Origin of the sequence: Microbacterium invictum (genome assembly GCF_014197265.1) — a bacterium.
Taxonomy (GTDB): Bacteria; Actinomycetota; Actinomycetes; order Actinomycetales; family Microbacteriaceae; genus Microbacterium; species Microbacterium invictum.
This window is the reverse complement of the sequence record NZ_JACIFH010000001.1, coordinates 1,756,492-1,768,858: the sequence shown is the minus strand read 5'-3', so window position 1 is coordinate 1,768,858 and position 12,367 is coordinate 1,756,492. Positions and strand designations below refer to the sequence as shown.

The 12,367-nt window shown below is 70.2% G+C and carries 11 protein-coding genes; 6 read left to right on the top strand and 5 right to left on the bottom strand.

Annotation, left to right across the window (positions count from 1 at the left end):
- Positions 1 to 66 precede the first annotated feature (66 nt).
- The 5 genes from BKA10_RS08480 to BKA10_RS08460 all read left to right on the top strand — a co-directional run bounded on the left by BKA10_RS08480 (position 67) and on the right by BKA10_RS08460 (position 4,529).
- Positions 67 to 1,035 carry a carbohydrate ABC transporter permease gene (locus BKA10_RS08480; protein ID WP_183499493.1) on the top strand — a complete coding sequence of 323 codons (969 nt, stop codon included), beginning with the start codon at positions 67 to 69 and terminating at the stop codon, positions 1,033 to 1,035.
- Complete coding sequence (locus BKA10_RS08475) at positions 1,032 to 1,994, top strand: ABC transporter permease subunit (RefSeq protein WP_183499492.1); 963 nt, start codon at positions 1,032 to 1,034, stop codon at positions 1,992 to 1,994. The genes BKA10_RS08480 and BKA10_RS08475 overlap by 4 nt, the downstream gene beginning before the upstream one ends.
- Positions 1,994 to 2,926 (top strand): ROK family protein, encoded by a 933-nt coding sequence (locus BKA10_RS08470; protein ID WP_183499491.1) that lies wholly within the window; start codon positions 1,994 to 1,996, stop codon positions 2,924 to 2,926. The genes BKA10_RS08475 and BKA10_RS08470 overlap by 1 nt, the downstream gene beginning before the upstream one ends.
- Complete coding sequence (locus tag BKA10_RS08465; RefSeq protein ID WP_183499490.1) at positions 2,919 to 3,698, top strand: glucosamine-6-phosphate deaminase; 780 nt, start codon at positions 2,919 to 2,921, stop codon at positions 3,696 to 3,698. The genes BKA10_RS08470 and BKA10_RS08465 overlap by 8 nt, the downstream gene beginning before the upstream one ends.
- A gap of 135 nt (positions 3,699 to 3,833) precedes the next feature.
- A complete protein-coding gene (locus BKA10_RS08460) occupies positions 3,834 to 4,529 on the top strand; it encodes a hypothetical protein (RefSeq protein ID WP_183499489.1) in 696 nt (231 codons plus the stop codon).
- A 16-nt stretch (positions 4,530 to 4,545) separates the two neighbouring features.
- On the opposite strand, the gene BKA10_RS08455 is transcribed toward BKA10_RS08460, so the two are convergent.
- The 4 genes from BKA10_RS08455 to BKA10_RS08440 all read right to left on the bottom strand — a co-directional run bounded on the left by BKA10_RS08455 (position 4,546) and on the right by BKA10_RS08440 (position 9,815).
- Positions 4,546 to 5,595: an ABC transporter permease subunit gene (locus tag BKA10_RS08455; RefSeq protein WP_183499488.1), complete on the bottom strand. Its 1,050-nt coding sequence runs from the start codon at positions 5,593 to 5,595 to the stop codon at positions 4,546 to 4,548.
- Positions 5,596 to 5,629: 34 nt separating this feature from the next.
- Positions 5,630 to 7,105 (bottom strand): ATP-binding cassette domain-containing protein, encoded by a 1,476-nt coding sequence (locus tag BKA10_RS08450; RefSeq protein ID WP_183499487.1) that lies wholly within the window; start codon positions 7,103 to 7,105, stop codon positions 5,630 to 5,632.
- An 82-nt stretch (positions 7,106 to 7,187) separates the two neighbouring features.
- Positions 7,188 to 8,339, bottom strand: coding sequence for a sugar ABC transporter substrate-binding protein (locus BKA10_RS08445; RefSeq protein ID WP_183499486.1), 1,152 nt, complete (start codon positions 8,337 to 8,339; stop codon positions 7,188 to 7,190).
- A gap of 21 nt (positions 8,340 to 8,360) precedes the next feature.
- Positions 8,361 to 9,815, bottom strand: a complete 1,455-nt coding sequence (locus BKA10_RS08440) for an aldehyde dehydrogenase family protein (protein ID WP_183499485.1) — start codon at positions 9,813 to 9,815, stop codon at positions 8,361 to 8,363.
- Positions 9,816 to 9,982: 167 nt separating this feature from the next.
- On the opposite strand from BKA10_RS08440, the gene BKA10_RS08435 reads away from it, so the two are divergent.
- Complete coding sequence (locus BKA10_RS08435; RefSeq protein ID WP_183499484.1) at positions 9,983 to 10,927, top strand: AraC family transcriptional regulator; 945 nt, start codon at positions 9,983 to 9,985, stop codon at positions 10,925 to 10,927.
- Positions 10,928 to 10,960: 33 nt separating this feature from the next.
- Here BKA10_RS08435 and BKA10_RS08430 read toward each other — a convergent pair whose 3' ends face one another.
- Complete coding sequence (locus tag BKA10_RS08430; RefSeq protein WP_183501122.1) at positions 10,961 to 12,361, bottom strand: FAD-binding oxidoreductase; 1,401 nt, start codon at positions 12,359 to 12,361, stop codon at positions 10,961 to 10,963.
- Between the last annotated feature and the right edge of the window lie 6 nt (positions 12,362 to 12,367).

Genomic DNA, 12,367 nt, shown 5'->3' with positions numbered 1-12,367 from the left:
CCTATGGCGAGGGGTCCCGGCAGCCCCGGGGCCCCTCGCCATGTCACACTCTTGGAAGGAGGCGAGATGACCGCCACCATCGCACCACCCGACGCCGCGCCCACGCGCCCGTCACGCCGCAGCGCGCCGGCTCGCAGCCGCACGCAGCGCCGCGAAGCCCGCAACGGCTGGGCGCTGCTGTCGCCCTCGGTGATCATCCTCGCCGTCATGGTCGGCTACCCGGCCGGCGTCATGATCTACCAATCGTTCACCGACTACTCCGTCAAGAACAAGGTGCAGGGCACCTGGCCGAACTTCGTCGGGTTCGACAATTACATCGAGGTGTTCACCGCCTCCCAGTTCCCCGATGTCCTGGTCCGCAGCCTCGGGCTGATGGTCGCCATGACCGCCTTCATCGTCTTCTTCGGCGTCCTCATCGCCGTGCTGATGACCCGTCTGTCGCGCACCTGGCGCATCACCGTCTCGGTGGGTCTGCTGCTCGCCTGGGCGATGCCCCCGCTGGCGGCGACCGTCGTATGGGGATGGATCTTCGACACGAAGTACGGTGTGGTCAACTACCTGCTCAACACGATCACCGGCACGAGCGACTTCACCAACCACTCCTGGCTCGAGAACCCGTGGACGTTCTTCGTCGTGCTCACCATCATCGTGGTGTGGCAGGGCATCCCGTTCGTCGCCTTCACCACCTATGCCGCCCTCGGCCAGGTACCCGGCGAAGTACTCGAAGCCTCATCGCTGGACGGTGCCACCGGGCTCAAGCGGTTCCGCCTGGTGGTGTTCCCCTATCTGCGCAGCGTCCTCACCGTCGTGCTGGTCCTCCAGATCATCTGGAACCTGCGCATCTTCACGCAGGTGTATGCGCTGCAGTCGCGCGGCGGCATCGCGAGTGAGACCAACGTGCTCGGCACGTACCTGTTCCGTCAGGGCGTCGGCGAGTTCGGCATCACCAGCGCCATCGGCGTCGTGATGGTCGTCCTGTTGCTCGTCCTGTCGTGGGGCTACGTGCGCACCACCCTGAAAGAGGAAGAACTGTGAGCACCCAGGTCAGCTCCGGAATGCAGCTGGGCACCGCCGGTGTCGAAGAGGTGCTCGACGGCGGCACCCCTGCCCGGCCGAGGCGCCGCTCCGCACAGTCGCGACGCCCGTCCCCGCGCCGGGTCGCCGTCCGCACGCTGCTGAACATCGCTGCCCTCATCGTCTTCCTGTGCTCGGTGTTCCCGGTGTACTGGATGGTGAACATGGCGCTCACCCCGAGCAACCAGATCATCAGCCGTACGCCGAGCTTCTTCCCGTTCGAGGCCACGTTCCGGAACTTCGTCACCGCGTGGTCCCGCGAAGCGGCGCCGGGTCAGACCGACTTCCCGCACGCGCTGATCAGCACGATGACGGTGACCGGCGGCGTGCTCGTCGTGACCCTGCTGTTCGCGTTCCTGGCATCCGTCGCCGTGGCTCGGTTCCACTTCGGCGGGCGACGCGGATTCATCGTCTCGGTGCTCATCGTGCAGATGATCCCGGGCGAGGCGATGATGTTCACGATCTACGGCATGATCGATGACTGGCGCCTGATGAACACGCTGCTGGGGCTCGGCATCGTCTACACGGCGACGGTGATCCCGTTCACCATCTGGACCCTGCGGGGGTTCGTCGCCGGCGTGCCCGCCGATCTCGAAGAGGCAGCCATGATCGACGGCTGCACCAAGACGCAGGCGTTCTGGCGGGTGACGTTCCCGCTGCTGGCGCCGGGTCTGGTGTCCACCGGCATCTTCGCGTTCATCCAGGCGTGGAACGAATTCACGATGGCGCTGCTGCTCATGAAGGGCTACAACCTGACCCTCATGCCGTGGCTCAACTCCTTCCAGTCGGCCACCGAGGCGACGAACTGGGGTGCGGTCATGGCGGGGTCGACGCTGATCGCGATCCCCGTGGTCATCTTCTTCCTCTTCGTCCAGGGCCGGATGACCGGGGGACTGGTATCGGGAGCGGTGAAGGGCTGATGCGGTTCGGATTGGACGTCGGTGGCACCAAGACCGACGCAGTGGCCGTCGCGCCCGATGGCATGATCGTCGGACGCGTGCGCCGGACCACGGGATGGGGACCGGATGCCGTGGTCGCCACGATCGCCGATTCCGTGCGCGAGCTGGCCGAGGTCACCGGCGTCCGTCCCGACGACGTCACGTCGATCGGCATCGGCATTCCGGGGCAGGTGGCCGAGGGCACCGCGACGGTGCACCACGCGGTGAATCTCGGAGTGGAGCGTCTCGATCTGAGCGCCGCGCTCGGGCCGGTCTTCGGCGTGCCGGTGCGCGCGGAGAACGACGTCAAGGCGGCGGCCGTCGGCGGGTATGCGATGCACGGCGGCACCGGCACGGTCGCCTACCTCAACCTCGGCACGGGCATCGCCGCCGGGCTCGTGCGCGACGGCCGCATCTGGCGGGGCGTGCACGGCACAGCCGGCGAGGTCGGGCACATCTCGGTCGACCCCCATGGGCCGCTGTGCCCGTGTGGCCAGCACGGCTGCATCGAGGCGTTCAGCGGCGGCGGATCGCTCGCCCGACGCTGGGGTCGCAGCACCGCGCTGCCCGTCCGCGATGTGTTCGACGCCGCCGACGCCGGCGACGCCGAGGCGATCGCGCTGCGCGCCGGCTTCGCGTACGGCGTCGCCTCGGCCATCCGGGTGCTGGTGCTGACGGTGGATGTGGATGCCGTGGTCCTCGGCGGCGGCATCACCGCGCTGGCCGACCGCGTGCTCACCCCGGTGGTCACCGAGCTGGAGCGCAGCGCCGCGGCATCCGCGTTCATGCGTTCGCTGCGCCTGGGCGATAGGGTGCAGCTATTGCCGCCCGGTTCGCCCGCGGCGGCGCTCGGCGCCGCTCTGATCGGCGACGCCGACCCCGTCGAGGAAAGGGAGCCTCTCGCTCATGGCTGAAGTCGTCATCGTCCCGTCGGCCGCGGCCGCCGGTGTGCTGGTCGCGGACGAGATCGCCGCGCTCATCCGTCGTCAGCCCGACGCCGTGCTGGGCCTGGCGACCGGATCGACCCCGCTGCCGGTGTACGAGGCGCTGCGACCGCGCCTGACCGGGATCGACGTGTCGCGGGTGCGCGGGTTCGCGCTCGACGAGTACGTCGGCATCGATCCGCACCACCCCGAGAGCTATCGCAGCGTCATCACCCGTGAGGTCGTCGAGCCGCTCGGACTGAACCCCGACCTCATCCACACGCCCAACGGTTCGCTGGAGACGATCGAGCATGCCGGCGATGACTATGACCGTGCGATCGCGGATGCCGGCGGCATCGATCTGCAGATCCTCGGCATCGGCACCTCGGGCCACATCGGCTTCAACGAGCCCGGCTCGTCGTTCGCCTCGCGCACCCGCGTGAAGACGCTCATCGAGCAGACGCGTGAAGACAACGCGCGTTTCTTCGACTCGATCGACGACGTCCCCATGCACTGCATCACGCAGGGCCTGGGCACCATCCTCGAAGCGCGACACCTGTTCCTGCTCGCGTTCGGCGAGAACAAGGCCGCCGCCGTCGCCGGTGCCGTCGAGGGTCCGGTCACGGCATCATTGCCCGGTTCGGCGATCCAGCTGCACCCGCACGTGACCGTGGTCGTGGACGAAGCGGCGGCATCGCAGCTGCAGGACGCCGACTACTACCGCTACGCCTTCGCGAACAAGCCCGACTGGCAGGGCCTTTAGGTCCACCATAGCCGGCTTCAGCAGTCGCTTCGTGCGGGTGTGCGGGGCTCGGACTGTGCGCAGGCGACTGCCGAAAGCGCCGGCATCCATCACCGGGTGGGTACGAAGGCCGAGCGCGTCGATAGGCTGACCGGCATGAGGGATGCCGCTTCGCCCACCCTGCCGGACGGACCCGTGACCGCGTGGGTATGGGGCGGTGGACTGCTGATCGCGAGCGCCCTGCTGCAGCTGGTCATGATGACGGGGATGGATGCCATCGCCGGGTCGCGACAGGTCGGCTACTGGCTGGGGGTCGCGCTGTTGGCGGCGGCACTGGTGGTGTTCGCGCTGGGACTCCACGGTCGCGGATCGGTGGTCGCGCGGCGGACGCCCGGCATGATCGCCCTGTTCGCCTTGGCCGGGTGGCCGTTCCTCAACGGGGTCGTGACGCTCTTCCTCCCTTCGGGCCAGACCGCCGCCGACCTCGAGGCGTACGGCATCTGGGCGACCGTCGCCGCGGTGCTGTGGCTCGGCGCGGCGCTTACGTCGGTCATGGCGATCGGCCGGGCGGGAGTCGTGCCCGGGCGGTGGCGCTGGGCGCCGGCGTGGGCACTCGCGGTCATCGCCGGATCGTACGCACTCGTGCAGGTGGTCGGCGTCGCCGTCGCATCGATGGGGCCGGAGCCGGTGCTCGTGTTCTTCCAGCTGCAGTCGATGCTCACCGTCCTGGTGCCGGTGCTGCTCGGGATCCTCGCGATCGTCCTCGGCCTGACACCGCGCCCGGCCGGCGCCGTGCAGGTCTACCCGTCCGCGCCGGAGCCCACGGCCGGGACCGGTGACACGGCCGCGTAGCCCCGGCATCCACCCCTCAGGACGACACGGTGACGTTCGTGTTCGTGTTGTCGCCGGCGGCACGGCGCGCACGGCTGCCGCGGATCGCCCGGTCGATGGCGGCCCCGCGGCGCGAGGTCTTCTCCCACTGCGAGAGGGCGACGGCCAGCAGCAGTGAGAGCCCGTAGAACAGGTCGTTGACCCAGCGGGGGGAGCCCGCCAGCTGCAGGCCTTTGATGCCGACCGCGAGCACGTACATCGCCACGATCGTGCCGAGCACGTTGAACCGGCCGCCCTTGAACTGCGTCGACCCGAGGAACACGGCCGTCAGCGCCGGCAGCAGGAAGCTGGGGCCGACTGTCGGGTCGCCGGCGTTGAGCCGGCTGGTCAGCAGTGCGCCCGCGAGGGCCGCGAGCGCGCCGCCGGCCACGAGCGTGCCGATCTGCAGCCGCTCGACGTCGATGCCCGCCAGGCGCGCCGACTCGGGGTTGAAGCCGGCCGCGTAGGTGCGGCGGCCCACCGCCGTGCGCTCGAGGACGTACCAGGTGACCAGGGCGACGGCCAGCAGGGTCCACACGGGCACGGTGATGCCGAGGAACTGGGCCGACGCGATCTGGCGGTAGGCGGGGTCCAGGCCCAGGATCTGCTGACTGCCCGACACCCAGGCCATGCCCGCCAGCAGGATCGAGCTCATGCCGAGCGTCGCGATGATCGGCTCGACCTTCAGCCGGGTGATGACCAGCGCGGTCACGAGGCCGATCAGCGCGCCGGCGAGCAGGACCGCGGGGAACTGCAGCGCGATCGGCAGGCCGGCCTTGCCGAGCATCCACGCCGACAGGATCGCGCTGAAGCCGACCTGCGCGCCGATCGCGAGGTTCAGCGATCCGGCGATCAGGGGGATGAGCGCGGCGATCGCGGCGATGCCGGTGAGTGCCTCGGCATCCAGCAGCGACCGCCAGACGCCGACCTGCAGGAACTTGTCGGGAATCCAGATCGAGAAGACGGCGAACAGCACGATGAAGATGTAGATCGCGCTGATGTTGCGGAACGACAGGGCGCGCAGGATGTCGGCTCGCGTAGTGCTCACGGGGTGCTCCTCGGGTGGGAGGGGACGGACGGGGTCATGGCAGGCCGTAGCCTTCGGCGACGAGGCGATGCTCGGTCAGGTCGGCGCCGCTCAGCACGGCCGCGACGCGGCCTTCGCGCATCACGACGACGCGGTCGCAGACGGTGAGCAGCTCTTTGGCATCGGACGAGCTGACCACCACGGCGGCGCCGGCTGCGGCGCCCTGCTCGATCGCGGCGTACAGGGTGGCCTTCGCGCCGATGTCGACGCCCTGGGTGGGTTCGTCGAGCAGCAGCACGACCGGCTTGTCGCGGAGGGCGCGGGCCATGACGATCTTCTGCTGGTTGCCGCCGCTGAACAGGGCGATCCGCTGTTCGGTGCGCGGGGGGCGCACGTCGTACTCGGCCAGCAGCTGCGCGCTCTCGGTTCGCTCGCGGCGCGTCGAGAGCGACCCGGCCGGTCCGCGCAGGGTCTTCAGCTGCGGCAGGGTGAGGTTCTCGCGCGCGGTCATCTCGCGGACGATGCCGACCCGACCGCGGTCGCCGGGGACGAAGGCGAGGCCGCGCGCCAGGCTGCGGGCGGGTGATCGCGACTCGTAGGGTTCGCCCGAGACGGTGAACTCGTCGGCGGTGCCGGCGCTCGCGCCGTACAGCAGCGAGGGCACCGCTTCGCGGCCCGAGCCGAGGACACCGGCGATGCCGACGATCTCACCGGGATGCAGGTCGAGGTCGAGGTGCTCGACACTGCCGCCGCGCAGCCCGCGGATGCGGACGACGGGGGTGGCGGATGCCGCGTGATCGGCGCCGCGCCGGGTGCGTGCCGCCAGGGCTTCGCTGCCGGTGATGAGCGTGATCAGCCGCGACTCGTCGACGTCTGCGACGGGGTCGTCGGCCACCTTGCGGCCGTCGCGCAGCACGACGATGCGGTCCGACAGGCTCAGCACCTCGTCGAGCCGGTGCGAGACGAAGATGATGCCGGTGCCGCCCGCGGCCAGGCGCCGCACGGCCTCGAACAGCACCTCGACCTCGCTGCGGTGCAGTGACTCGGTCGGCTCGTCGAGCACCAGCACGTTCGCCGAATGCTCCCAGCCCTCGAGCGCCCGGCTGATGGCGACGACCGCACGCTGCGCCGGGGTCAGCCGGCGGATCGGCACGTCGACGTCGAACGGCGGCCCGAAGCGTGAGATCGACTTGCGGGCGTGGGCGCTCTTGGCGCGGCCGCGGTACGGCCGCAGAGCGGCAGCCCCGTCGCCCTGCATGAGGGTGAGGTTCTCGGCGGCGGTCAGCTCGTCGATCAGCGCGAGGTCCTGATGGATGAAGTGCACCCCGGTGCCGCGGGCGAGATCGACCGACCCGCCGTCGGACGTGTAGACGCCCGCGAGGATCTTCACAAGCGTCGACTTGCCCGACCCGTTGTGCCCGACGACCGAGACGATCTCCCCGGCGTGCACGTCGAGGTTGACGCGGTCGAGCGCGGTCAGCCCGGGGAACGCCTTCACCAGGTCCGTGATGCGCAGCAGGGGAGTGTCCACGGGTTCCTCTCGGTGTGGTTGAGGGGGGCGGATGCCGGGGAGGCGCAGCGATCGGGCACGGCGCCTCCCCGGCATCCATCGATCACTCGACGAGCCAGTTGGCGGCGAAGCGGTCCTGGTAGTCGGGGATCGCGATGTAGCCGACCACCGGGTCTTCGGGCACGTTGGCCTGTTCGGTGATGCGGGTCAGCGTCGAGGCGCGGGTGGCCACATCGGGCCACTCGTAGTCCTGGTCGCCCATCTCTCGCAGGAGCTGGTCGAGCACGGTCCACATCATGAGGGCGAGGTCGACCGAGAGGGTCGCGTCTTGGTCGCCGGCGCCGATCTGCTCGTAGTTCGGCGGGGCGGTCCACATGCCGATGCCCGGAACCTCGATGCCGGCCAGGTCGAGCTTGGGCGGCAAGCCGATCTGCACCTCGTCGACGGCCGCGATGAAGTACTCGGTCTGGGGATTGGCCTGCAGGTCGCTGACGACGCGGTCCGACGCAGTCGAGCCGAGCTCGGCGATCGGAATGTCCACGACCCGCAGTGTGCAGTCGGGACACAGGTCGCCGATCTTGGACTCGACGCCCTCGAGCTCATACGACGAGAACGGGAACTCCGGGACGTTGTAGAACACGATCTCCTCGGCGCCGCCGGAACGCTGGATCGCCGCTGCGCCGAGCGCCTCGCCGTTCGCGATCATCCAGTCGGGACCGTTGAACGCCTCGGGCAGCCCGAACTCGACGGTGTTCATCACCGAGCCGGAAGCCATCGGAATGCCCAGCTCTTCGAGCTGATCGATCTGCGACTCGAAGAAGATCGGGTCGAGGGTGATGTTGATGATGCCGTCGGGCTCGAGCTCGACGACGGTGTTCATAGCCGAGTTGATGCTCTGCGCATCGCGGCCCACCTCGATCCGCTCGAGCTTCAGGCCCAGCAGCTCGGCCGGCGCCTGCAGGTTGCCCCACATCACGGCGCTGACCGGCGTGCCCACGTCGAGGTAGACCACGTGGGTGCCCGGCTCGACGGGCGCGTCGAGCGGCTCGTCGATGAGCAGGTTCTTGTCGCCCTCGCCCAGCCACGGGCCGAGGAACGCCTCGGCGGCGGCGACGGCGTCGGACGTGCCGCCCGGGTCTGCCGCAGTGTCGTCGGGCTCCTCGGGTTCGCTGCTGGAGCAGGCGGTTAGCAGCAGGACGCCCACCGCGAGGATCGCCGCGCCCCGGGTGCGGATGTTCGATCGAGAATGCATCATTGCACTTCCTTCCTTCGTGCGTCAGAACGGGTATTGCTGGATTCGGGACTGGACGGTCACCCACTGCGTGTCGGTGAAGGCCTCGATGTTGGCCTCGTGCCCGCCGAAGCGGGCACCGGTGCCGGAGTATCCCGTGCCTCCGAACGGCGCCTGCGCCTCGTCATCGACCGTCTGGTCGTTGATGTGCAGGATGCCGGTGGAGATCTGGTCGCCGAACTCGAGAGCCCGGAACGCATCGCCTGAGAGGATCGCGACCGACAGGCCATAGTCGCTCGCATTGACCAGGTCGACGGCTTCGTCCGGGTCCTCGAAGCGGAGGACCGGGGCGACCGGGCCGAAGATCTCGGTCGTGAACGCCCGGTGGTCGGGCTGGACGTCGGCCAGGACGGTGGGCTGGTAGAACAGCTGGTCGTAACTGCCGCCCGCGCGCAGCGAAGCACCGGCATCCACCGTCTCGGTCACGATCGAGTGGATGCTGTCGCGCTGCTTGGCATCGATGATCGGGCCCAGCGGGGCGCCGGTGGCCGGGTCGGCGGCGATGAGCGCCTGCGCCTTCTCGGCCAGGACCGTCACGTACTCGTCGTAGATGTCGGCGTGCACGAGATGGCGGCCAGTGGTCATGCAGATCTGCCCCTGGTGGAGGAAAGATCCCCAGGCGCCGGCGGATGCCGCGGCGGCGACGTCGACGTCGGGCATCACGATCATGGCGTTGTTGCCGCCCAGCTCGAGGTGTGCACGCTTGAGCAGGCGCCCGGCGCGCTCGCCGATGGCACGGCCGGCCTGCGTCGAGCCGGTGAAGGAGATGACCGGCACGGCCGGGTGGTCGATGAGCGCGCTCGCCGTCTCGATGCCGCCCGGGACGACCGCGAACAGGCCTTCGGGAAGACCGGCCTCTTCGAGCACCGCCGCCAGCACGAGGCCGCCCGAGATGGCGGTGCGCGGATCGGGCTTGAGGATGACGCCGTTGCCGAGCGCGAGGGCCGGGAACACCGACCGGGCCGCGAGGATGGCCGGGAAATTGAACGGCGAGATCACGCCGACCACGCCGACCGGGCGCCGGCGCGCCATGCTCAGGCGCGGGTGCGTCGAGGTCAGCAGCTGCCCGTACGGCATCTCGGCGGTCGCGGCCGCCTGGTGCAGTTCGCCGGCGACCAGCCCCACCTCGAATGCCGCCTTGCCCTGGGCCGATCCGGCCTCGTGGATCAGCCACTGCGACAGGACGTCGGCGTGGTCTTCGAGCACGGACGCGGCGCGGCGCATCACCGCGGCCCGCTCGGGGGCCGGGCGTGCCGCCCAGTCCCGCTGCGCGGCATCGGCACGTTCGATGGCATGCGCCATGTCGTGAGGGCTGCCGACGCCGAAGCTGCCCAGTTCGGCGCCGGTCGACGGCGACGTCGCCGTCGCCTCGTCTTCGAAGTGGACCCAGCCGCCGGCGAACCCTCGGCCGTTCCACGTCTCTTGTGCGAAGAACGTCATCGTCTCTCCCGTCCTCGATGTCGGTGAAGGCAACATTGGCAGGCAGAAGGCGGGCCCGACCCGGCGTTTTGTGCACGCCGGATCGGCGTTTTGTGCAGTCGTGCACCCGTCGGTCCCCGGGCGGCGCCCGGGCGCGTAAACTCGCTCATCAACGTAGGAGGCTCACGTTGGTAGTTCTCGAGGCTGAGAGCGCCGACGACTGGGAGACGGTCGTCAGCGGGTGCTTCGTTCCCCTGCGATGCGCGGGGTTCGAACGCGATTTCACCGGACGTATGGAACACGTCGGGCTGGACGAGCGCATATCGGTGTCGCTGGTGACCACCTGCGGCACGAGCGCCGACCGCACCGAGCGGCTCGCGCACTCCGCCGACAGCGACGACGTCCACCTGTCGCTGCAGCGCTCGTCGACGGGTGTGGTGACCGCCGGCGGCGGGTCGGCATCGGTGCGGCCCGGCGCGATCACGATCTACGCGACCGACCGCCCGTACTACCTCGATTACTCGCGGACCGACCAGCAGCAGCTCATCGTGCAGGTCTCACGCACGTCGCTCGGGCTGCCGACGGCGATGCTCGAAGACACCATGCACCGGCTGGCCATGCCCGACGGCGTGCGGTCGCCGGCCGCGCGCAACCTGTTCTCGTATGCGGCCGGCCTGCCCGTTGGCGACAAGGGCGGCAAGGGCGGCGACAAGGTCAAGACAGCCGGCGTGCTGCGCGACCTCGCCGCGGTCATGATCCGCTCGTCGTTCGGCGAGGGCAGCGGCATTCCGCGCACCTCCGGGGGCCTGCGCCACGCCGTGCAGGAGTATCTGCGCCGCAACGCGGTGCGCCCGGGGCTCGACATGGACGAGGTCGCCCGCGCCCACTTCGTCTCGCGGCGCCGGCTCTATCAGGTGTTCGAGGAGGACGGCGGCTCGCCTGCGTTCTTCCTGCGCACCGAGCGCCTGCGGGTGGCCGCGCGGCTGCTGCGCGAAGAGCCGTTCCGCACGATCGAGTGGATCGCGTACGAGGCCGGGTTCCGTGACCTGACGACCTTCACGCGGGCGTTCCGCCGGCAGTACGGCTGCACGCCGCGCGAGTGGCGCGCGACGGCATCGCTGCGCACCGGCTGACGCGGTCGCTGCCGCGGCGTGGCCGCGTCCGGGTCAGGGTGTGAAGACCTTGCCCGGGTTCAGAATGCCGGTGGGGTCGAAGACGGCGGTGATCTGACGCTGGAGCTCCCACTGGTCTTCGCCCAGTTCGTCGGCCAGCCAGCGCCGCTTGAGCACGCCGATGCCGTGCTCGCCGGTCAGCGTGCCGCCCAGGCGCAGTGCGGCGCGGAAGAGGTCGTCCGCGGCATCCCAGATCTCGGGTGGCACATCGGGACCGTCGAAGATGAAGTTCGGGTGCAGGTTTCCGTCGCCGGCGTGGCAGACCGTCGGGATGCTGATGCTCCGATCGCGCTCGATGCGCGCGATCTCGTCGAACATCGCCGGCAGCGCGCTGCGTGGCACCGACACGTCTTCGATGAGCGTGGTGCCGAGGGTCTCCATGGCGGGGTGCATGGAGCGGCGGATCGCCAGCAGCCGCTCCCCTTCGGCGCGGTCGTGTGAGACGGCGACGGTGCCGCCGGCGTCCCGGAGCACGGCGGCTATGGCGTCGGCCTCGACGATCGCGGCGGGCCCGTCGGTCTGCAGCGTGAGCTGCGCCTGCCCGGGAGCCGGCGGTGCGAGGGCGAGGAGGGCGTGGACGGCCGAGAGGCAGCTCGCGTCCATGAGCTCCATGATGGCGGGCTGGATGCCGGAGGCGGTGACCGCGGCGGATGCCACCGCGGCGGTGCGCACATCGGGGAACGTGGCCGCGATGGTGCAGACCGCGCCGGGCACGAGGCGGCGCAGCTTGAGAGTCGCGCCGACGATGACGCCGAGTGTGCCTTCGGAGCCGATGACGAGCGAAGTCAGGTCGAGGCCCGTCACACCCTTGACGCTGCGATGGCCGAGGTGAAGCAGCCGGCCGTCGGCGAGCACCAGGTCGACGCCCAGTACGGCATCGCGGACGACCCCGTACTTGGCACACAACAGGCCGCCGGCGCCGGTGGCGATGTTGCCGCCGACGGTCGAGATGGCGCGGCTGGCCGGATCGGGCGCCCACCACAGGCCGTGCGCGGCGAGGGCGTCGCCCAGGTCGGCGTTGAGGATGCCGGGCTCGACGACGGCGAGCAGGTCGTCGGGGCGGACCTCGAGGATGCGATCCATGCCCCGCACCGACAGGGCGATCTCACCGGCGCCGGTGTTCGCGCCGCCGGCCAGGCCGGTGCCGGCACCGCGGGTGACCACGGGCGTGCCGGTCGCATGCGCGATGCGCATCGTCGCCTGCACGTCGGCGACCGAGGCGGCATGGACGACCGCGAGGGGACGACCCGGCGAGGCATGACCGGATTTGTCGGCCCGCGCTGCTTCGAGGCTCGCGGGGGAGACGTCGACGCGCTCGCCGAGTTCGGCGCGCAGCAGGGCGAGGACGTCCGGGACGGTCGTGTCGCGCCTCGGGGCCCTCTCGGGGGTGCGCATGCGGTC